At 41.4% G+C, this 20,934-nt stretch carries 18 protein-coding genes; 5 read left to right on the top strand and 13 right to left on the bottom strand.

Annotation, left to right across the window (positions count from 1 at the left end):
* The first annotated feature begins 125 nt into the window (after nucleotides 1-125).
* Nucleotides 126-1,118, top strand: a complete 993-nt coding sequence (locus tag RMY32_RS22135; RefSeq protein ID WP_322711558.1) for an RNA ligase (ATP) — start codon at nucleotides 126-128, stop codon at nucleotides 1,116-1,118.
* A 66-nt stretch (nucleotides 1,119-1,184) separates the two neighbouring features.
* On the opposite strand, the gene RMY32_RS22130 is transcribed toward RMY32_RS22135, so the two are convergent.
* The 6 genes from RMY32_RS22130 to RMY32_RS22105 all read right to left on the bottom strand — a co-directional run bounded on the left by RMY32_RS22130 (nucleotide 1,185) and on the right by RMY32_RS22105 (nucleotide 7,381).
* Nucleotides 1,185-2,681 (bottom strand): Ig-like domain-containing protein, encoded by a 1,497-nt coding sequence (locus tag RMY32_RS22130; protein WP_322711557.1) that lies wholly within the window; start codon nucleotides 2,679-2,681, stop codon nucleotides 1,185-1,187.
* Nucleotides 2,682-2,810: 129 nt separating this feature from the next.
* On the bottom strand, nucleotides 2,811-3,584 hold the full coding sequence (locus RMY32_RS22125; RefSeq protein ID WP_322711556.1) for a TIGR03943 family putative permease subunit: 774 nt from the start codon (nucleotides 3,582-3,584) through the stop codon (nucleotides 2,811-2,813).
* An 84-nt stretch (nucleotides 3,585-3,668) separates the two neighbouring features.
* A complete protein-coding gene (locus RMY32_RS22120) occupies nucleotides 3,669-4,721 on the bottom strand; it encodes a permease (protein ID WP_322711555.1) in 1,053 nt (350 codons plus the stop codon).
* A 684-nt stretch (nucleotides 4,722-5,405) separates the two neighbouring features.
* Nucleotides 5,406-6,473, bottom strand: a complete 1,068-nt coding sequence (locus RMY32_RS22115) for a WD40 repeat domain-containing protein (RefSeq protein ID WP_322711554.1) — start codon at nucleotides 6,471-6,473, stop codon at nucleotides 5,406-5,408.
* Nucleotides 6,474-6,551: 78 nt separating this feature from the next.
* Nucleotides 6,552-6,845 (bottom strand): hypothetical protein, encoded by a 294-nt coding sequence (locus RMY32_RS22110; protein ID WP_322675596.1) that lies wholly within the window; start codon nucleotides 6,843-6,845, stop codon nucleotides 6,552-6,554.
* 365 nt (nucleotides 6,846-7,210) lie between these two features.
* Complete coding sequence (locus RMY32_RS22105) at nucleotides 7,211-7,381, bottom strand: hypothetical protein (RefSeq protein ID WP_099099534.1); 171 nt, start codon at nucleotides 7,379-7,381, stop codon at nucleotides 7,211-7,213.
* Between the two features lie 479 nt (nucleotides 7,382-7,860).
* Between RMY32_RS22105 and ald the strand changes: the two genes are divergently transcribed.
* A complete protein-coding gene (ald, locus tag RMY32_RS22100; protein ID WP_322711553.1) occupies nucleotides 7,861-8,952 on the top strand; it encodes an alanine dehydrogenase in 1,092 nt (363 codons plus the stop codon).
* Between the two features lie 269 nt (nucleotides 8,953-9,221).
* Here ald and RMY32_RS22095 read toward each other — a convergent pair whose 3' ends face one another.
* The 5 genes from RMY32_RS22095 to RMY32_RS22075 form a co-directional block, all read right to left on the bottom strand.
* Nucleotides 9,222-9,755 (bottom strand): hypothetical protein, encoded by a 534-nt coding sequence (locus RMY32_RS22095; protein WP_322711552.1) that lies wholly within the window; start codon nucleotides 9,753-9,755, stop codon nucleotides 9,222-9,224.
* Between the two features lie 318 nt (nucleotides 9,756-10,073).
* Nucleotides 10,074-10,628, bottom strand: coding sequence for a Uma2 family endonuclease (locus RMY32_RS22090; RefSeq protein WP_322711551.1), 555 nt, complete (start codon nucleotides 10,626-10,628; stop codon nucleotides 10,074-10,076).
* A gap of 150 nt (nucleotides 10,629-10,778) precedes the next feature.
* Nucleotides 10,779-11,834 carry a tRNA dihydrouridine synthase DusB gene (gene dusB, locus RMY32_RS22085; RefSeq protein ID WP_322711550.1) on the bottom strand — a complete coding sequence of 352 codons (1,056 nt, stop codon included), beginning with the start codon at nucleotides 11,832-11,834 and terminating at the stop codon, nucleotides 10,779-10,781.
* Between the two features lie 76 nt (nucleotides 11,835-11,910).
* On the bottom strand, nucleotides 11,911-12,720 hold the full coding sequence (locus RMY32_RS22080; RefSeq protein WP_322711549.1) for an Rpn family recombination-promoting nuclease/putative transposase: 810 nt from the start codon (nucleotides 12,718-12,720) through the stop codon (nucleotides 11,911-11,913).
* Nucleotides 12,721-12,841: 121 nt separating this feature from the next.
* Nucleotides 12,842-13,699, bottom strand: a complete 858-nt coding sequence (locus tag RMY32_RS22075; protein ID WP_322683564.1) for an acyl-CoA desaturase — start codon at nucleotides 13,697-13,699, stop codon at nucleotides 12,842-12,844.
* Between the two features lie 227 nt (nucleotides 13,700-13,926).
* Between RMY32_RS22075 and RMY32_RS22070 the strand changes: the two genes are divergently transcribed.
* Nucleotides 13,927-15,156: a TetR family transcriptional regulator gene (locus RMY32_RS22070; protein ID WP_322711548.1), complete on the top strand. Its 1,230-nt coding sequence runs from the start codon at nucleotides 13,927-13,929 to the stop codon at nucleotides 15,154-15,156.
* A gap of 110 nt (nucleotides 15,157-15,266) precedes the next feature.
* Here RMY32_RS22070 and RMY32_RS22065 read toward each other — a convergent pair whose 3' ends face one another.
* Entirely contained in the window at nucleotides 15,267-15,686 is a 420-nt protein-coding gene (locus RMY32_RS22065) for a hypothetical protein (protein WP_322711547.1), read from the bottom strand.
* A gap of 162 nt (nucleotides 15,687-15,848) precedes the next feature.
* Between RMY32_RS22065 and RMY32_RS22060 the strand changes: the two genes are divergently transcribed.
* Together RMY32_RS22060 and RMY32_RS22055 are read left to right on the top strand one after the other, a co-directional pair.
* Nucleotides 15,849-16,151 (top strand): hypothetical protein, encoded by a 303-nt coding sequence (locus tag RMY32_RS22060; RefSeq protein WP_322711546.1) that lies wholly within the window; start codon nucleotides 15,849-15,851, stop codon nucleotides 16,149-16,151.
* Between the two features lie 145 nt (nucleotides 16,152-16,296).
* Entirely contained in the window at nucleotides 16,297-18,651 is a 2,355-nt protein-coding gene (locus RMY32_RS22055) for a CHAT domain-containing protein (RefSeq protein WP_322711544.1), read from the top strand.
* A 12-nt stretch (nucleotides 18,652-18,663) separates the two neighbouring features.
* Here RMY32_RS22055 and RMY32_RS22050 read toward each other — a convergent pair whose 3' ends face one another.
* The gene (locus tag RMY32_RS22050) at nucleotides 18,664-20,853 is read right to left on the bottom strand and encodes a tetratricopeptide repeat protein (protein ID WP_322711543.1); all 2,190 of its coding nucleotides are present in this window, start codon (nucleotides 20,851-20,853) and stop codon (nucleotides 18,664-18,666) included.
* Nucleotides 20,854-20,934 lie beyond the last annotated feature (81 nt).

Genomic DNA, 20,934 nt, shown 5'->3' with positions numbered 1-20,934 from the left:
GGTTAGTCTATATCTTCAGGGGTTTCAGCTTTAATTTGACACCTATGTACAGCTAACTATGCACTCATACTTTGTAACAACTTTAGATTTTTCCTAAAATCGATTTTTTTGAAAATAGATGAGCTATGAGTATTTTTAAAGTTGAAGTTGTCAAAATCAATAGCATTAATCCTCATCCCAATGCCGATCGGCTAGATATTGCTTCTATTGAAGATATGGCGTATCAGGTAATTATAGTCAAAGGTAACTTGAATCCTGGAGATTTAGCTTTTTACTTTCCTATTGATAGTGTTATTCCAGAAAACTTTTTAGATGAGTTCGGTATTCGTAACTACTACTCGAAAAAATTGCGTGCTGCTAAACTTCGCGGAATTTTTTCTGAGGGTTTGCTCATTCCCGTTGGTGATAACTTTACGGGAAATGTTGGAGATGACTACACAAATCATTTTGGTGTAACAAAGTACGAATATCCAATTCCTCAAGGAATGAGCGGGGAAGTAGAAAGTTTTATTGGACATTACAAATTCCCCAGTCCAGAAAACCTGAAACGTTACAAAAACATCCTAATGGAAGGTGAAGAAGTTGTTGTCACAGAGAAGTTACATGGAACTAACTTCACTGTTTTAATTAATGCTGATGGCACAACTAAAATTGGCAGCCATAATTACTTCTGGAAAAACAGCGAAGTCAACAAAAAATTAGTTTATATTCGTGCTTACAACGAAAACGAAGCTTTCCAGAAACTTCCGCCAGGAACTCAGATTTTTGGTGAAATCTACGGCGTGCAAGATATCAAATATGGCTTGAATAATGGCAATATTGGAATTGCTATATTTGCTGTGCGTCGCGGTAGTTATTTTCTCAATTACAGCGATTTTGTGGCTTTTTGCGAAGAATTTGCTTTGCCGAGAGTACCTGTACTTTATATCGGTGCTTACACTTGGGAAGCGGTGTCTCAGTTCAATAATGCCAATAGTGTAGTCAGTCCCAATTGCATCATGGAAGGCGTTGTTGTGCAACCGGTCATTGAGAAAACGCATCCAGAAATAGGTAGAGTCGTCTTGAAGTTGATTAGCGATCGCTATCTACTCCGTAAAGATGGAACTGAACTCCATTAGATTCAACTTGATTTTTGGTGGCGACACCTTAACTAACCTTCCAAAGTCGAATTAGGAATTATTCGCTCAAGGTAGCCACCGGGGATGAAATCCGGCTAAGGGGAGTTGTTCTGGTTTAATTTCAACAGTCGTAGCATCAGCGATGGGTAATAGAGGCATCAACCACAAGCTACTGGTAGCGATTGTATCTCCATCATCGGTTTTTAAAGTGTTTGGGGGTAATGATCCTGGGGGATTTGTCTGCGGTACTACTTGGTCAAATAACAAGCCCAAACCGTCAGCAGATAAACTCATTTGCACATTTCGTTGAGCGGGAGGTAGTACTAACAGTGGTTTCTGTTGCCCAGTTTTCAAATCAATTGCCACCACATAGGGCTGTTCTATGTATTGTTCCTTCGATACTAACTGTGTAAGCAAGCAGTAGAGGGTGGGTGAAGCAATGTCAAATTGGCAACTGAGAATTGAACCTGTTGTTTTTAATAGCTGTTTCTGTAAGCCTTGGTTTGTCACCAAAAATAAATCCCGCGTGTAATCTGTATTAAACTTTACCATCGCTGCTTGAGAGCCATCTTTGGAGAAAGCTTGTACCAAACCAAACTGCGGCAGAAAATCCAAAGGTTTACTGGCATCATCTTGCAGTGGTAAAATTGCTGCTCCCTGTCCTTGAGCAACCGCTACGGCTTTACTATCTGGTGTCACCATAAAGTCTCCTCCCGGCTGGCTTTTTAGGCGTTTCGGGGTGGGTTTTTCTGCTGAACCATTACTGGTTGCTGGCATAAACCATAGTCCAAAATCGCCAGGATTAGTTTTATTACCCCGTTGGATGACAATAGTTTGCCCATCAGGTGATAAGTCAAATTTCAGGTTTTGATAATCTTTACTATCTAAAGTCAGGTCAACTTTGCCTTCTGGTTCTGCTTTTTGTCCAGATTTAGCAGAAACGCCTGTTGTCACCGTATACAGTTGGGCTGAAAGTAAGTCTTGATTGTTTGCGGCGCGAGCAGAAAATAAAATTTTCTCCCCATCAGGAAATGACTCAAAGTCGATTACTATCAGGTCTTTGGGGGTAAGCACCCTTTTTTGCTCTTGGGTTAAGTTGTAAAGAACTAACCGTCCCTGTTCTTCTTTGTCGGTTCCGATGTAAAGGATGACGCGATCGCGTGTACGGAAGCTACCTGTAAAGGGCTGTATCAGCCGATTTTTGCCTTCTTGCTCTGCAAACTTATCTTTAGCTCCTTGTAACTGCACTTTATAATTTGTGCCATAAGGGGCTGGTGTCACCAGTGTATAAACCATCCGCCGCCCCGCCCAACTGAATTTACCTGCTAGGGGTGGATCGATTTTCAAGTTATCCTCGACGCTTTTTGTTTCCATTGGGCGGCTGAAGGTGAGAGTGAAGGAATTATCTTCTGCCCCAATTTGTTGATTTTGCCAAGTAAATTCTCGGACACGAGCAGTTACCACATCACCTTGCAAGATGATTAACCCAATCAGCACACTCAGCAGTAACATTAGTGCGATCGCGATACGATCCAGTGGTTGGAATGCTTTAGATTTAGTCATTGGTTATTGGGCATTGGGCATGGGGCATGGGGCATTGGGCATTGGGCATTGGGCATGGGGCATGGGGCATTGGTCGTTAATTATCTACAAATGACAAATGACAAATGACAAATGACAAAGGACAAATGACTAATAACTATAAGGATTCTGAGGTTGAGGAATTTTTTTGAGAGAGGTGGCGGCAATGGTAAGTTGGCGTTTACCTGCCAAATTTTCTGTTACCATTTGTCCTTCTACTTCTAGCCATGTATCAGCAGAGTAAAGCTCTTGATTATTTTGTAGTTTAACGGGCAATCCCACAGGGTAAGCATCTGCTGCACAGCAACTTAAGACAAATCGTGCTAAAAACAAATATTCTTTTCCGATATCGGGCGGGTGAATCACAAATCCTTGCACCTTGACTTTTTGCCCTGTATATGTATCTGGCTCAGGATAGACATTGACGGTGCGTACCCAGTCTACAAGCGATCGCTCCTCTGGACGAACAGTAACCCGAAAGGCTTGGGGTTTGACGCGTGTGCTTCCCAATAAATCAGTCGTCACCCCCCTTTGGAGTGCTTTGTCACTAGCAAAAACTTGCGGTGTAACGATAAAACCTAGAATCGCTGTAGTCAACAATAAAGTACTGCCCCAACCAGGGGGAAATAAACTAATATGCTGGGTGTTTGGCGTAACATCATGGCGACGCCGTTGCCAAAGTTCCTGCATCTTGAACAAACCAATAATGATGAAGCTGATACCAGTTACAATCACCAACCAAAAGTAATTTGGATGAATCAACAGATTCAGCTTATTAGTTAGCCAATATCTCAGCATCAAAATGCCCCAAGCCGTAATTGCTAGAGCATCCAGCCAAGGAAGTAACAGATTTGGAATTTTAGATTTGGGATTTTTGTTAGTCATTGGTCATTTGTCATTGGTCATTTGTCATTGGTCATTTGTCATTGGTCATTTGTAAAGGACAATTAACAAATGACAAATATTTTCTTAAAAGACGTGCAAGTTCAAGAAAAGAGTAAAGACAAATGTCAATTGTGCTGCTAAAGCAAATAAGTAAAAAATAGTCTTGGGTTTAAAAATAGATAACATCAAACCAACACTTTTGATGTCAATCATTGGCCCAAAGACCAGAAATGCCAATAATGAACCGCTGCTAAAGGTTGAGGCAAAAGATAGGGCGAAGAAAGAATCGACTGTAGAACAAATTGATATTATTACAGCTAATATCAGCATGACCACAATTGAGGTAATGGGCCCAGCACCCAAACTGAGAACTAATTCACGGGGAGCTAGGACTTGAATAGCAGCAGCGATCGCACTTCCTAAAATCATCACTCCGCCCAATTCCCGCAATTCTTGGATGCTATTATCCACAACTAGGCGCAGTTTAGCTGCTAGCGGTTTATCAGCAGTAGAGACTGAGGTAGGCAGTACTAAATTAGGATCTATCCGTAGAGGTATACCTGCTTTTCCTCCTAAGATATAAGTCCCGGATTGCAACAGATTGGGTACTGTTTCTTCTTGTTGTCCTTGGTAAGGCTTACCACGGCGTTTGGTTTGGGGCTGCGCGGCTGGATTAAACTTCATATAACGAGCGATCGCAGGTTGGACTATGGGATTTAAGTCCTTTTGAAAACTGAAAACATACCCGATAATTGTGGCAATTGTTAAGGAAAATACGACTCGTAAGACTACTATTTCTGGCTGATCTCGAAATGCTGTCCAAGTGGCCCAAATTACAACTGGGTTAATTGTTGGTGCTGCTAGCAAAAAACCAATTGCGACTGGTGTGGGTACTCCTTGAATCAGGAATCGCCGCGCTACCGGTACATTCCCGCACTCACACACCGGAAACAAAAAGCCGATCGCACTGCCAACTAAAGCACCCAACAGCGGGTTTTTGGGCATTTTTTCTACTAGTTTGCGCTCATCAACAAAAAACAGCAGCAAACTGGAGAATAAAACCCCAAGAAGCAAAAAAGGCATCGCCTCGACTAGCAGACTTAAAAATAGCGTAAAACCATTGTTCAGTTGATTCATGAGCGTCGCAGTCAAAAGCGGTTTTTAGTTTTAGGGTTCTGCCTAGCCATTCTATCGAAATGGGGATCAAAAGCAGTTCGGGAAAATTAAACATTATTTAAGTAGCAAGTTATCCTATCTTCAAAATAGCGGTTAAGCGCTACAAACCTTGGCTTCACACGAGTTCGTGACTTTTAACTGAGTGCATTTACTGACAACGATCATTTCTAAGATTGTCTAAGTTCAGAAATTGTTCCGGTCTAGAGGGCAAGTAACTGCACAAATGATTTGAAATTACCTATGTTTATACTTACAGTAATTTGCTGGATAAGATATTAGTGCGGCTGTATTTTCATCAAGTATTCACAGTTCTTCAAAATTTGGGGTATGCGTAGTCCATCGTAGACATCGTTATTGGTTGCTATCATCATTGATTTTGACTAGTTATAGCAAAATTCGATCTGAGCTTTGGTTGATTTTTTACTACAAAAACTTTAAAAAGGCAAGACCAAAGTTTAGCAGATACAGGAAATGATTGGGGAAATTTTTCGGCGTTAGCGATAGCCTAAGTTTCTATATGAAGTGAGAATTCGAGCTATGACAAGTCACAAAGCCTTGAAAGGAGCGTCAAAATGATATCCCCGACTTCTTAAAAGAAATGGGGGATATAGTTTACTCTTTCACCATTATTTTGTTCGATCGCTGTTAGTTTCGTTTTGTGGGAATCCCCCAAATCTTGATTTGTCGATCGAATCCACCACTGGCAAGAATTTTACCATTGGGACTAAAAGCGATCGCACTTACCCAGTCTGTATGTCCATTCAGTGTATTTATTAACTCACCTGTAGTTAAATCCCACAATTTAATTCCATCTCTACCGGCACTAGCAAGGGTTTGTCCATCGGGATTAAGAGCGATCGCATTTACCCAGTTATTATGTCCTGTAAGAGTGCGGACTAATTCTTTAGTATTAATATTCCACAGTTTTATAGTGCGATCGTGGCTAGCACTAATTAATGTTTGTCCATCTGGTGTAAAGATCACATCGCTAATAGCACTAGAATGAGCTGCCAATTCACTGATGAATTTACCAGTACTCAAATTCCACAGCTTGATTACACCCTTATTATCACCACTAGCTAATGTCTGTCCATCAGGACTAATAGCTAGAGTATAAATCAAATTATCAAAGCGTACTATAGTCCCTAGAGGACGCTGCTGTAGCAAATCCCACATCCGAATCCCATCTAAAGCTCCACTGACGAGAACTTTACTATCAGGAGACACCGCTAAAGATAAGACGTTACTGGTATGTCCGACAAAAGAGCGGCTAAATTTTAAATTTTTTAGGCTCCAGAGGTTAATCGTGTCATCATCGCTACAGCTAGCGAGGGTTTGCCCATCTGGCGAAATCACTAAAGATTCTACGGCTGCTTTGTGTGCTTTGTTAATAGTCGCTAACTTTTTGCGCTTTGCTAAATTCCACAGGCGAATTATACCCTCGTTTTCTGCACCTCCACTCACCAGAATTTTGCTATCTGGAGTGAAAGCGAGGGATTTAATGGTTCCGTTATGTCCGATGAGTGTGTAAAGTAGTTGAGCATTAGCAAAGTTAGTGTTAGCTGGGAAGTTTGGCGTTACTTCAATGGCAGCATGAGCTTGATGAATATAAAACCCTTCCCAGGTACTCACTGGAAGGGCAACAGCTGCCATAAATGCCAGGATAATATACGGCCGCAGAAAATTACCGCCACCTCTTCCCTCACTACTCACTCTTTTTCCTCACTTTTATAGATATAGTTAAATCCAATGAATTTTGCAGAGTTATTTTAAGTCATAACTCTGCACATTTTAAAGAGGTGGTTTTTTCTTAGAAACGCTTAACATTGGTAAAGGCGCACTAGAAGAACGAGAGGGCAAATAATGTTGCACTACAGGCTCCTCTGGTAAAGAACGACGCTGCTGGACACGCCACAACTTAAAGCCTAGCGCTATCCCTGCCGTTCCCAAACCAAAAGCAAACAACGACCAGCTATCATTCAATCCGCCAATCAGGGCATCCATAACGCCCATCGTCATCAATACACTGATTAGTGGCTCTTTTCGGTAGGTTGACTTCAAAAAACGAGGTAATACAGCATTCATCACAGCTTGGTTGGTTCCAGTTCACCTTTTGTGTATATTTACCAAGAATACCTCACCCATAATTTGCCTTTCTCATTCAAGGCAGATACTAAGTTATGATTTTTTTAGTAGGGGGAGGAAATTTACTCATTAATCTCCTTGCACATATTAGTTGCAAGTCTATGATATTTCAATCGCTAATAGGTATTTCGATTCCTCTCTTGCTTACATTCTAGGGCAGTTATTTATAAAGAAGTATAATTAATCTATATAGGGCGAAGTACTCTGCTATCAATTATAGAAGTCAAAACCAACTGGTTGTTCCAGCTGGTTGAAACTCTTTTAATTACTAGCTTACAACTTTAAGATTGTGCTTGTTGATGGCACTACTTCAGACCCAGCCATGATAGCACTCCTTGATTAGTGACATATTCAATCACCAGCATCAAACCAAAGCCAATCATTGCAGCTCGACCATTCAAGCGTTCGGCATATTCGTTAAAGCCAAACTTAGGCTCTTCTAGTTTAGGTGTAATTGTTGGTTGTGTTTGTGTCATTTTTTAAGAAACCTTTTTTTGGCAAACGGGACTTGATATCAGACTTCTGGTAGAAGTCGTGGAAAGTGGGGATAATCGCTACTTACTTTTCATGGTATCTGGAAAACCCCTCTCTAAATCTCTTCCCTTTTAAGAGAAAGACTTTGAAATTTTCAGATGAGTTGAAAAGTCAGTTTAACTTAAAAGCTGATTGCAGTGCTTGAATGCCAAGATGACTTGAGAAATTCAGCAAAAGCTTCCTATTAGGGAGCTATACAATCGCTCTTTTAATAAATTGTTACTATTCTTTATATATTGTATAAATACTGGGGTAATAGTCAAGGGTAAGAGTTTGGGCTACTCAGATTGAATTAAGAAAGTTAGAACAGAAATTAGGTATCTCTAATCCAGCTATCTCTAATACGGAACTAGCAAGACGGAAGTAGCAAGCTTGAGATTGGAAGGCTACAGTTAAACAAAAAAATTATCAGAGGCGATATATGGAAATCGGCGTTCCCAAGGAAAATAAGGATCAAGAATTTCGGGTAGGGTTAAGTCCTTCTAGTGTGCGGGTGTTGCGAGAAAATGGTCATAGCATCTTCGTCGAGACACAAGCAGGTAATGGTGCTGGATTCTTTGATGATGACTACAAAAGTGCTGGAGCCGAAATTGTCCCCACATCAGAAAAAGCTTGGAATCGGGAATTGGTTGTTAAAGTCAAAGAACCGCTGACCTCTGAGTATAAGTTTTTGCAAAAAGGGCAGGTATTATTTACTTATTTACATTTAGCAGCCGATCGCAAGTTGACGGAGCATTTAATTGATTGTGGCACAACTGCGATCGCTTACGAAACTGTAGAACAACCTGGTGTTAACAGATTACCCTTGCTCACCCCCATGAGCGTAATTGCCGGTCGGCTAGCAGTACAATTTGGGGCGAGATTCTTAGAACGCCAGCAAGGTGGTAGAGGTGTACTTTTGGGCGGTGTTCCTGGAGTTAAACCGGGCAAAGTAGTAATTTTAGGTGGCGGCGTTGTCGGTACAGAAGCAGCTAAAATTGCCGTAGGTATGGGTGCGATCGTCCAGATTTTAGATGTGAGTGTCGAGCGTTTATCTTACTTAGAAACCCTCTTTGGCTCTAGAGTCGAATTGCTTTACAGCAACTCTGCTCATATTGAAGCCGCAGTCATTGAAGCCGATTTGCTCATCGGTGCAGTTTTAGTGTTAGGACGTAGAGCGCCAATACTAGTATCTCGCGAATTGGTCAAACAAATGCGTCCTGGTTCGGTGATAGTTGATGTAGCCGTTGACCAAGGCGGTTGTATAGAAACCTTACACCCTACATCTCACACAAATCCTGTATACCTTGAAGAAGGTGTAGTGCATTATGGCGTTCCCAATATGCCAGGAGCAGTACCTTGGACGGCAACTCAGGCACTTAATAATAGTACATTACCTTATGTTGTCCAGTTAGCGAATTTAGGAATTTTGGCACTGGAAGTTAACCCAGCATTGGCTAAGGGTGTGAATGTCCAAAATCATCGCTTAGTGCATCCTGCTGTGCAAGAGGTATTTCCTGATTTGGTCAATTAAGGTATGCAAAGATTAAGTGATCGCTTATTTTAATAGAGGTAGCGATCGCCAATCAGGCTAATTTTCTTCCCAAATGCGCGGATGGGTAGGTGTACAAAATGAGAAGGAGCGAAAAAGGCTGTACGCTCCTTCTATACAAGACTTTGAGGGCAATGGTACTTTCAAACCATCCACGCACCTTATAAGGACTGGTTTTGAGTTGTAATTTTTTAATGCTATTTTTTAATGCTTTAGCAGAAGTAGATGTTGGAGGATGAAGCCCATCGCTTTTAAAAAACTAAATTACATTTACGCTTAAACTCTTCTCCGTAAGCTTCTATTTCCGCCCTGTCCCTAACAACTGTGTCCCCAGAAGCTCTTTTCCTTGATATAATTTCATCCCCTACGCGCTTTATACACTCTTGCTGAGTTTCTTTTTTGTCTGGATGCAAAGCAGCCCAACAAATCATGCAAGCAAATGTAGCCAGTGTAACAAATATAGCTCCCTTGACTGCACCAGTATTTTCTGCATATTTCCCAGACTTAAGAGTTAAAAATTTACTCCATTTTTGTTTATTTGATATTCCAAAAATCATCACAGTGGTGATTTTGGCTGGTTGAATTCCGTTTAAAGTTTTTATAATGGCTTGGGTACAAATCTTGGGATCTAGTGTTTTGGTAGATTTGACATTCAACTCTAAAGTTACACCATGATGGATTTTGGATTCTACCGTCGTTCCGTCAAGAGAAATTGACTCTTCCACCAGCTTAGAAATAGCAAGGATATCACCAATTTTTGCAAATTTTTGTATATTCTCAGACATTAAGCAGCACCATGCACTTAATCTGGTTGTACTGGTTTGCAGGCGCTAGCGGTGCAGCAAAATCACTGAAGTTGCTGAATCCTTTTTAACTCCTTTTTAAGAGTATTCCAAATTCGTACAGTTCTTTTCTAGCTGCCTGAGTATTACCGAATGCAACATCTTTGGGGTTGGGAGTAGCAGGGAATAATTGCTAATTGGGGTTGCAATTGTTACTGCGGCAGGTGTTGATAGCTTTTGTTGCACAAATTGCAATTCAATCAAATCCCTATTAAGGATTCAAACTTTTTGACTCTCTGAAGTGTAAGTCCTAATTCATTTTCAAGCCAACAATTCGTCTACAGCTACACTAAAACCTAGTAATACTCTTTGAGTACTAACCACATCACCAGCTTTAAACACCAAAACCTGATTATGAGTCATTACAAAAACTAACCGACTTTCAGGAAATACTAGCCAAACTTCCTCACAACCAGACTGCAAATACTCCTGTGCTTTGAGAAATAATTCTTCAGCTAAATCGGTGGGTGAAACTATTTCAGCAATTAGTGGGAAACTTTGTGGCAAAGTAGGAACATCACCAAACTGAGCTACCAATTCAGGCGTAAGATAAGCCACGTCAGGACGGCGACCCTGTTTATATGTACGACAAGGTACTTCAGTGTAAACTTTCCCACCTTGTTGATTGGAGTTAATATAACTTCTCCAGTAAAAACCAATATTCAATTGAATTTCACTATGTTTTAATGTCATCCCTGTTTTTTCTACTAATTGCTCGTCTACCCACTCCATCCCCTCTGGAGGATTTGCCATGAAGTCTTCTAATGAAAGGATTTCGGGGACGGTTACAACATCATTGTGTTTGGAAACTAACATTGTGAGCCTCCATTTGGGCTAGTTAAACATTCAAAATTCAAAAGAGTTACATCAGGAGATTTAAACCCTAACTGAAATAGTGGTATTCAAGCGATCTCGCCATTTTTAGCAACTAACTAGATCGCCCCAAGCTAGGTTAAAATCAACTTTTTAAAGCATTACCAAACTATTTTCTGCTTCTTCCTCTAGTTCATAACCATTAGCTAATTTTTCAATTGCTTGGTCAATCATTGCCAAACCTTGATCTACTCTTTCAACTAAACTTAGCTGTCCTCGGAGTTCGGCAGCACCAACGAAACCCTTAGCATACCAAGTCATGTGCTTACGGGCTTGACGTACACCGCGATCGCCTTTATATTCCCATAAAGCTTGTAAATGATCTCTTGCACATTCCAAACGCCCAGTTGGGGTTGGTGATGGTAATATCTCTCCTGTTTTCAGAAAATGATCGATTTCTCCCACCAAAAACGGATAACCCAAAGTTCCACGCGAACACATCACACCATCAGCGCCAGTTTGTTCTAAACATTTCACTGCCGCTTCAACAGAAAAAATATCTCCATTCCCAATCACTGGGATAGAAAGCACTTCTTTTACACGCGCAATCCATTCCCAACGGGCATTGCCATTGTACCCTTGGGCGCGAGTGCGTCCATGTACCGTAATCATTTTCGCCCCGGCATCTTCCATCCGCTTGGCAAAGTCGAGAATCGTAATTTCGTTGTCATTCCAGCCAATACGGGTTTTTACGGTGACAGGAACATCAACAGCTTTCACCACTTCCCGCACAATTGCTTCTGCTACTTCTGGTTGCCGCAATAATGAAGAACCGCCACCATTTTTAGTGATTTTATTAACCGGACAACCCATATTAATATCAACAGTATCAGCACCTTCGGCAACTGCCTTGATTGCTGCTTCTGCTAAGAAATCGGGACGGCAATCAAATAGTTGAATGCTAATTGGGCGTTCGTTGGGATCTACCTCCATGATTTTGGGTAACTGCTTGACATAATGCAATCCCGTAGCATTCACCATTTCGGTATACATCATCGAATCTGGGGCATAGCGACGCACAATCCGGCGAAACACCATATCTGTAACCCCAGATAGAGGCGACTGGAGAACCCGACTTTTTACCTCAAAGGAGCCAATCTTTAAGGGCTGGGAGAGTCTAGCTTGAAGAATGGGAGAAAGCGAAATCATAGAAAAAATTAAAAATTATGGGAATGGAAAATAGCAAAAATATTTAGGAGTATCTGCGATCGGTGCTAATTGTAGGTTACGTATCCTGACTTGGAGACTGTTTTTGCATTTCTTGCTGAATCTCTTCTAGACTCAAATCTAGCTCTTTCGCTATTTCTTCAAAACTCAGTCCCAATCTCAACAACAAAGGGATCATTCTAAACTTTTCTTCACGCGCTCCTTCTTGTTTGCCTTCTTGTTTACCTTCTTGATAAACTCGTGTTTGTTTCAAATCACTTAACCCAAACATATCTTCAATCTCCTCTCGACTCATTGTTGGAAACTTATAAACTAATATTGTCTCTATCAATTCTAGTAACTGCCGCCGTTGTGGTTCGATGTTGATTTCTTGCTGGGTTCTCTCTATTAACTGCCTAGCAGCTAGAATTGCTGTCTCCTCTTCATCAACAACTAATTTCATCGTAGCAATTCCAACTGGCAATGATGCAGTTTCACCTAATTCATTAAGATAAATACGACTAATGCGCCCACTTGTGAAAAATTCACTGTAATTCTTGATATTTGCTGTATCTAAACTCCGATTGGGATAGATAACTACTCCTCGCCAAGAATTTTTCGGTTTATTTTGGTGTAAGTATAAAAAAATTTCTGAAAATAGGCGTGAATAAATTTCTGTGTCAGCTTGGAACTGGACTTCAACGAAGTAAATCGGATTTTCTTCTCTTTGTGTTGGGAGAAAAACACCATCTATACGAAATGCCGTTTGCTTGATTTCAATTGAGGAGAATTGATAAGTCTCTACCGTTTGGGGTGGATTGCCAATTAATTCAAAAAAGATACTAGGAAGTTCTTGAAAAAGGCGATAAAAAATGCTATCAGTTTTCACACTTAATGCACTATGGTGATTTAATTCGTTAGATTTTACCGTGAAACACTACTGATAAAAATTAGTAAGCCGACTGCAAGAAGCAATCGGCATAACAAATTCACGATTATTTAGTTGCAATTTAGCCGTGAGTTGCACCTTGAGGAGGACGCGAGACAACTTTTTTAGCTAAACCCAAAGTCTGCAACACTAAGATGCTCCACCAAGTAACATCAATTTCCCACCAAGAAAACCCAGATTTTGCCATGTGGGGATAAGTATGATGGTTGTTGTGCCAGCCTTCTCCATAAGTGACGAGGGATACCCACCAAAGATTACGAGCGCCATCATTAGCATCAAAGGTGCGATAACCCCACAGGTGTGATGCTGAGTTTACAAACCAAGTTGAATGCCAAAGCAAGACACATCTGAGAAACACTCCATAGAATACAAAAGACCATCCTCCTAATGCATAAAGCAGCAAACCGAAGGGTATTTGCAATAGCAAGAAGTAACGATCTAGCCAACAATAAAAGGGTTGTTTGGCTAAGTCAGGGGCATATTTTTTATAAGTGTCATAGTCAAAAAATTCTGGACGTGGGTAGAAAATCCACAATATATGGCTCCACCAAAAGCCTCTTTGGGCAGAGTAGGGGTCTAAATTGATATCTTCTGTGTGGGCGTGATGTTGGCGGTGTCCACCTACCCAAAAAATTGGCCCGCCTTGTAAAGCCAGCGCTCCAATCAGGGCGATCGCATACTCTAACCACTTAGGAACTTGGAAACTTTTATGGCTCAGTAGTCGGTGATATCCCAGGCAAATACCAATACTCCCGAACAACCAGTGGAGAAACACTAGCAAACCTAATGCTGGCCAGGAGAAAAACCAAGGAGACAGAAGTGCTAAGGCATGAAATGTAGTAAAAAATACTACATTTGTCCAACTGAGTTGAGGTGAGTTGCCTCTCTCAGGAGCGAACGCCCCAAAATTTGCGGTCATAAAAATTCCTGTTGATGGATGATGCAGTGATTTACTTTTTATTGGGCATAATCCCACTAAGGATTTATCCAACCTCTCACTAGTTAGTTACAGTGAGCCAGCGCGGTCTTGGGGGTTTCCCCCATTAGCGACTGGCGAACCCGTAGGGTAGAGTAAAGCAAGTATCACTTACATTTGTTATGCTAGCAGAACTCTGATATCCCTGCAAGTGCCACTTGCATTTCTTTATGTCATCTCAACTTATTTCCACTCGTCAACGCCTGATTCAAGCTGCACTTGAGTTGTTTTCTGCTCAGGGAGTAAGCGCTACCACAACCCGCCAAATTGCTGAAAAAGCCGAAGTCAATGAAGTGACTCTATTTCGGAATTTTGGCAATAAGCATGGATTACTTTTAGCTGTACTGGAAGAATCCGCAGCCTTCAAGGATTTAGGTGAGTCGCTGGTGCGGCGGGCAACACCTCCTGGTAATGTCTACCAAGCTCTGAAAGATTATGCAAGTGATAGCTTACATGCATTAGAACGAGTACCAGAGTTTGTCCGATCTGTAGTAGGTGAAGCCGACCAATTCCCGGCAGAAAATCGCCGCGCACTAGGCAGGGGAGTCACAGAGGCAAACCGTTATGTAGCTCAGTATTTAGCTACTGTAATCCAGCAAGGACACCTAAATACTTATTTACCCGCAGAAAAATTAGCCAGTTTGCTGAATGGGATGATTTTGGGATATGCAGTAATTGAGTTCACCAGCGAATTTCACGAACTTTGGGAGGATCGGGATGATTTTCTGGAAAATTTGGTGGAGTTGTTTTTACATGGAGCCATGTCATCTTCAACAGAATCAGCAATAAACTCCTTACAAGGAGGATTCACCACCACAGAAGTAGCTGATTTACCAGCTAGTTTGGTTCACGAAATTTTACAACAAGCCAGGAAATTCGGAGTACGAGATTATGCCTTAGCTTACGTATTATTTGGGGCTGGGTTATCCGCTACAGAAATAACTAGCTTGGAGCGATCGCACCAAATTTACGATAGTCAAGGGCACTTCCTGCAAATCACAATCCCCGGATTTGTCCGTCAAGTACCCGTGAATCAGTGGATTTTGGGCAAACGCCACGGCTCTTTTACCAATAATCCTTTAATCAAATGGCTGAAAAGTCGTAAAGATAATCAAACAGCCATGTTTCTAAATGAAACAGGCACACCCATCTCAGAATCAGAGCTTGAGACACGTTGGCAAGTATGGAGTGAAAGGCTATTAACTCCCCAAGGACAAACGCCAGCGATCGCCCAGGCACAACAAACTTGGCGCGTAGAAATGTTAATGCGGGGGATTACCTTGGAAAACCTGATTATTTTAACAGGTTGCGATCGCGCCCAATTACAACCTTATGTCCGCCGAGCCAAAGAAAAAGCCGCCCTAGAGCAAGCTACCCGTTTGGATCATAAGCCAGGATAGGGAGTATCAGGTCGTGTTCTCTGACGCAGAGCCAGTGAGCGAATAATTCGTAATTCGTAATTCGTAATTCTTAATTAAGAATTAAGAATTTATTAGATGCAGTTAAACGATTAAGGTAAAACAATAGAGGTTTTTTTACCATTGTTTGCACCATTCAAGGTTGTAGCTGTACTCTCAGATGGGGATTGGGTGTTGCTCGAACGGCGTGATAATTTCTTGCGTGGCTTGCCTCCCGCCTGGATATATTGCAAACTGTCTTTGCCATAATCGGTTGCCACACTCATTAACATCTTTTCAGAGTAGCCGCGCAATTCTTCTTCAATTAGAGAGAGGCGACCTGCCATTTCATCTAGGGTAGAGAGTAAAGTGTTGTATGTAGATAGCTGGGTTTGCAAGTTTTGGATGCGGCTGTCGTAGTCTGTCAAATTTAATCCGTTGCCAAATTCTAGCGTCGGGCTAATCGATCGCATTCCTGCAATTCGACGGAGAGCGTTTTCGAGAGTGCGTGAACTGCGTTTTAGTCGTGCCATAAAATGCGCTCCTGAAGGAAGTTATAGGATTACTGCATGTACTCTAGCCAATGCAACAATAAACTTCTCTGAGAGATAATTCGGAAAAATTAAAGCAAACTAAGAGCGACCTAATTATTTTTAGTTGATTGTACTGAGGTATTTATTAAACTTGTCAAAAAAGTGACGCTGAATAAGCAACAGATACCTGAAAGTCGTTTTGAGGTACTTAAAAGTCGTTTCGAGGTACCTGAAAGTCGTTTCGAGGTACCTGAAAGTCGTTTCGAGGTACTTGAAAGTCGTTTCGAGGTACTTGAAAGTCGTTTCGAGGTACTTGAAAGTCGTTTCGAGGTACTTGAAAGTCGTTTCGAGGTACTTGAAAGTCGTTTTGAGGTACTTGAAAGTCGTGTTGAGGTATTAGATGATGAGTTTTCTTGCTTTAACCCGATTTACGGCGAAGGCGATCGCGCTCAAAAGTATCATTGATTGCATCTAGTTAGCTTCTTTATACGAGTTTACTTATTGCATATAAATTAGACATAATTCAGATAATAGTTAACTGGTTTTCTACTCAGAGCAAACTTTTTTTTGCAGAACAGACAGCAGAAGTTATCTCCGTCAGCACAGCCCTATGCGCCTTCCTAAAATTATTTTTACCGTTATACTAACAATCCTTACAATTGCTATTGTCATTACTTCGCATCAAATATTAACTTTACTCTTACCTTCACGCGTACTGGCTCAAACTTCAGAACAAGCCATCACGCCAGCAGCATTAATTGCGGATATAGATGCTCAAGATAACCAGGGCGACTATGCATCTGCCGAAAAAGATTTACAGAATGCATTAAAAAATTATTGCAAAGATAGCGGTTTATTTGAAAATACTATATTCCATAGTAATACATTTTCTCCAACTGATATTAGGCATATTAGCCAATACTGTTTAGGGGTTGAAAAGTCAGGTTCAGAAAATATAATTCTTTCTGAATCGTTGTCTTACCCAGAACCACCATATATACTACCGCTAGAAATGGCAGATGCCTTTAAAAAAAGTGGTGATATATATAGAGCTAAAGCAGATTATGATAAAGCTATCAATTTTTATCAGTTGTCTCTAGAAATATTTAGATATCAAGACTTTTATGACCATAATAAAGGGGAAGTTTGTAATCAAGACAACAAATTTAAAATATTTATAGAAAGTCTATATAGGCTAGGAATTGCGTCTTTTGAAATCTACAAAAACATTGAACTTACTGATGAAGGACAAGAACTGGTTCTTAATTTGGTAGAAGAAGCATTAACCACAACGTTACGCCGATTACCTGTATTTTCATATTCATCTATAGTTGCTCGTGGCGATTATACGAATTTATTTAAAGATACTACTGCTGTAGCAGGTAAATTAGGGTCTTCAGCAAATTCCATATATTTTGAGTGGGGCGCTAGTATTAGTTATGAACCTGACGAAAAATTAAGAGATTTCAAAGTAAGTTCAGCAGAAAAACATGCTTCGGAAAGAGCCAAAAACTCATCTGATATATCAATTTGTATTACGGAGAATTTGCCATCTGAGATAGAAAGTCATATTTCTGGAGTGCTACAACAAGTTCTAATTGAAAAGGGTAATTTTTCCAAAGCGGCAGTTATTGCTGATGCCGGACGTACTCTTGAAATTGATAAATATATTGCTCATAGTCTGGAACTGGCTCGGAGAGATAAAGAGATAAATTTAATTAAGGATCTTACTCTGAAAGTAACTCCCGAATCTATCAACCGTGTTGCCAATCAGGAGCAAGTTACGATTATTAGTTATTCAATCGTTTCAGATGAGAGTTTGTTGATCTGGACTTATCCACCGGGTGATAAATATCACTGGACGCAAGTCAATTGTAAGCAAGTCCTCAAGGAAATTCAACCAGAGAAAACCGCCTCTCAAACTGAAAACCAATGTGCTGCAAAGTTGAAAAAACTGATTCAACCAGAATCACGAGGATGGGGTCGAGGGCAAGTTGTTGCAAAAGTAGAGCCAATTCGGGGTGAAGAAGGAGACAATATTTTCTACTCTGCTGAAACTTTGAAAAAGCTACATGAGCTTCTAATTCAGCCAATTGCTGATTTCCTACCCAAAGATCCAAAGCAGCATATGATTTTCGTACCTTATGGGCCACTCTTCTTTGCGCCATTTCCTGCACTCCAAAACGAATCAGGGCAATATTTGATTGATGCTCACACAATTCGTGTAGCTCCGAATCTGCGAACTCTAGTACTGAATCACAACAACCGCCGACATAATCTTTTTGAGAACCGAAACGCCATCATTGTGGGAAATCCCAAGATGCCTGTGATCGCAACGAAGAAAGAGGAACTCATTCCCATACCGTGGGCAGGTTTAGAAGCCGTAGAAGTGGGGGAACTGCTTCGCAAAAATCAATTCAATGTAATACGATTAATGCAAGAGCAGGCGACTAAAACAGTAGTAGTGCAGGCAATGGATGATGCTTCAATCATTCATTTGGCAACACATGGGATTATCGACAGCGATGTATCGAACACTGAATCGGCTTTAGATGTGTCTGGACAACTTGCACTTGCACCTTCACAAAATAACAATGGTTGGTTAACAGGACTCGATTTGCTTAAAATGAAGTTAGACAAAGTAGATCTAGTTGTATTGAGTGCCTGTGATTCGGCTTCAGGAAAGTTGATTCCGGGGGGAGTTATTGGGTTGCCGTTTTCCCTCAGTCTGGCTGGAACTTCTAGTATCGTGGCATCAATTTGGTCTGTACCCGATACACGAGGAACAGTATTTTTGATGAAAGACTTTTACAGCCAAATTTTGTCGAGCGATCGCGTAGATGTTGCTCAGGCACTACGTCAGGCAATGCTAAATACTAGAAACTCGAAAGATGAGAAAGGCAACACACCATATTCCGATCCAAAATATTGGGCAGGGTTCACCTTAATTGGTTCAGCACGGTAATGTTGGTTGATTTCATTTAAGGTTCTCCTTCACCGTTTGAAGATCATGAAGATTGCTGCGAACTTTGATGGTGATGGGATGATCGTGACCAAGTTGCATTTCGAGAATGGCAATTGCCCGCTTATACAACTGTTCTGCTTCAGAGTAGCGCTCCTGTAAGAAGTAGAGTTTTGCCAGATTGTTGAGTGTGTACGCAACTTTAGAATGATTGTTGCCGAATAGGGTCTGTCGCATCTCCAATGCTTGCAGATACATGGATTCAGCTTCTTGCGATCGCCCTAGCAAATCATAGCAAGAAGCGAGGTTGCTCAAATTGAGGGCAACATCGGGATGGACTTCGCCCAAAAATCGCCGATGTAGTTTCAGCGCCTGAAACCACAGAGGTTCTGCATCTGTATAGCGTTCCTGTTCAAAGTACAATGCGGCAAGATTATTTAGCCCAGTTGCAACGCTAAGATGATCTTCTCCCAGTAAAGTTTTTGCTCGTTCCAGAGCTTCCATAAATAAGGATTCTGCTGCCTGATAGTTACCCTGCAACTGGTAACAGTCAGCCAAGTTATTGAGGCTAACTGTAATGTAGGGATGATCCGAATCAAGAGAACGCTTTCGGATATTCAGAGCTTGCAAGAATAGTGGTTCTGCTTCTGCATAGCGACTTTGACCGTTGTATACAGAAGCTAAATTGTTGAAGCTTTCAGCAACAATTGGGTGTTCAGAGCCAAATTGCTGCTGCCGGATACACAGTGCTTGGACGCAGAAAGTTTCTGCTTGCTCGTAATTCTGCTTGTAGACATAGAGAACTGCTAGATCATCTAGACTATCGGCAGTCCTTGGGTGATCGCTTTCTAGTAAAGCTTGCCGGATTGACAATGCCCGTTTTACCATAGATTCGGCTTCGTCGTACCGTCCTTGTTCGCGATAGTTAGCAGCCAGGCAACTTAGAGCGTGGGCAATTGTCAAATCCTCTGATTTAAATCTTGCCTCACTTTCTGCTAGAAACTGCTCATACCATTCTTGTGCTTGCTGATACCAGCCCTGACCTTCATAGTACTGCCCTAAACCGATAAACGGCAGCATGAACTGGTCGTTATCCAGATGACTCTTTAAAGTTAAGGCAGCTTCAGCAATGTGAGGCACTAATGACCTTATATGCAAAATCTGGCTACGAGTTGGTGATTCTGGAATAGTTTGGGCAATGCTTGCCATGACTTTACAAAACCTTCGCTTTAAATCGTCAGTTGCCTGGACAGCAGAGTATTTTTGCAGGAAAAACTCACGAATTAATTCATGCAGTTGATATACTCCTCGATTTTGCCGCCGGAGTAGGTACAAGTTTAGCAACCAATCATCCCGCAGGTATTCCAAGTCTTCTGCATCAGTCTCAGAAAGACATTGCTTTACCATCTCCCAAGGAATCGGAGCCAGGGCAAATAGGCTCAACAAATACCCCAGGCGTTTCGCTTCGTCGTGTAATGTCTCCCAACTCAACTCAAAAGCAGCCGCGACACCTGTGTGGGCAGTCATGTCGTCATCAGGTATTTTCAGTGAGCGCTCCTCCAACCGTTTTATTCGCAATCGCTGCTGCATCTCTGCTAGAGATAGTTCTGGTTTTCGGTCTAGATACCGTCCCACTAGTTCAATTCCTAAAGGTAAATATCCCAACCAAGCACAAAGTTTTTCGGCATCCTGCCATTCTTGTTGAAGACGGTTAGCACCGATCAGAGATTTAAGTAACTTCAAAGCAGAGCTATCAGATAACACGTCCAGTTCCACCTGCTCAATTGATCTCCCCAATCGCAAACGGCTGGTTAGCAGAATATGGAAGCGAGGATTCACAGGAGGAAGATAGGGCTTAATCGCTTTATAGTCAGTAACATCGTCGAAAATAATTAATGCATCTCCAGTGAGCCAGTTAGTCCAGCAAAAGCCAACCTGAGCTATTGGATCAAGTTCTTTAGGAGGGTTAAGGTTAAGGCGCGATCGCCCAAACTGTACAATTTGAGTGCCCACATCTCCCATTCTTGCCTGAAGCCAACAAATTCCCCCTGGATAACTCTGTTGGTACTTCAAAGCATATTGGAGTGTCAATTCTGTTTTGCCAACCCCTCCCATACCAACGATTGCAGTAATTGTACTTTGTTCATTAAATTTTAAAGTCTGGTGAAGTTGCGTTAATAAATCATTACGCCCTATAAATTCCACAACCCCACTGTGGGGTAAATTGTGAGGAACAATGTCAGAGATTGCAGTAAAGTTGGCAGACCCTTCAAGCAGAATATTATT

This window comes from Nostoc sp. ChiSLP03a (assembly GCF_034531215.2).
Taxonomy (GTDB): domain Bacteria; phylum Cyanobacteriota; class Cyanobacteriia; order Cyanobacteriales; family Nostocaceae; genus Nostoc.
Note: the sequence above shows the minus strand (reverse complement) of the source record. Positions and strands in the feature narration are given on the sequence as shown.

Excerpts from the sequence above, each read along its gene's own strand:
- RMY32_RS22135 (WP_322711558.1), top strand. The coding sequence starts at position 126 with ATGAGTATTTTTAAAGTTGAAGTTGTCAAAATCAATAGCATTAATCCT.
- RMY32_RS22130 (WP_322711557.1), bottom strand. The coding sequence starts at position 2,681 with ATGACTAAATCTAAAGCATTCCAACCACTGGATCGTATCGCGATCGCA.
- RMY32_RS22125 (WP_322711556.1), bottom strand. The coding sequence starts at position 3,584 with ATGACTAACAAAAATCCCAAATCTAAAATTCCAAATCTGTTACTTCCT.
- RMY32_RS22120 (WP_322711555.1), bottom strand. The coding sequence starts at position 4,721 with ATGAATCAACTGAACAATGGTTTTACGCTATTTTTAAGTCTGCTAGTC.
- RMY32_RS22110 (WP_322675596.1), bottom strand. The coding sequence starts at position 6,845 with ATGAATGCTGTATTACCTCGTTTTTTGAAGTCAACCTACCGAAAAGAG.
- RMY32_RS22105 (WP_099099534.1), bottom strand. The coding sequence starts at position 7,381 with ATGACACAAACACAACCAACAATTACACCTAAACTAGAAGAGCCTAAG.
- ald (WP_322711553.1), top strand. The coding sequence starts at position 7,861 with ATGGAAATCGGCGTTCCCAAGGAAAATAAGGATCAAGAATTTCGGGTA.
- RMY32_RS22095 (WP_322711552.1), bottom strand. The coding sequence starts at position 9,755 with ATGTCTGAGAATATACAAAAATTTGCAAAAATTGGTGATATCCTTGCT.
- RMY32_RS22090 (WP_322711551.1), bottom strand. The coding sequence starts at position 10,628 with ATGTTAGTTTCCAAACACAATGATGTTGTAACCGTCCCCGAAATCCTT.
- dusB (WP_322711550.1), bottom strand. The coding sequence starts at position 11,834 with ATGATTTCGCTTTCTCCCATTCTTCAAGCTAGACTCTCCCAGCCCTTA.
- RMY32_RS22075 (WP_322683564.1), bottom strand. The coding sequence starts at position 13,699 with ATGACCGCAAATTTTGGGGCGTTCGCTCCTGAGAGAGGCAACTCACCT.
- RMY32_RS22070 (WP_322711548.1), top strand. The coding sequence starts at position 13,927 with ATGTCATCTCAACTTATTTCCACTCGTCAACGCCTGATTCAAGCTGCA.
- RMY32_RS22065 (WP_322711547.1), bottom strand. The coding sequence starts at position 15,686 with ATGGCACGACTAAAACGCAGTTCACGCACTCTCGAAAACGCTCTCCGT.
- RMY32_RS22055 (WP_322711544.1), top strand. The coding sequence starts at position 16,297 with ATGCGCCTTCCTAAAATTATTTTTACCGTTATACTAACAATCCTTACA.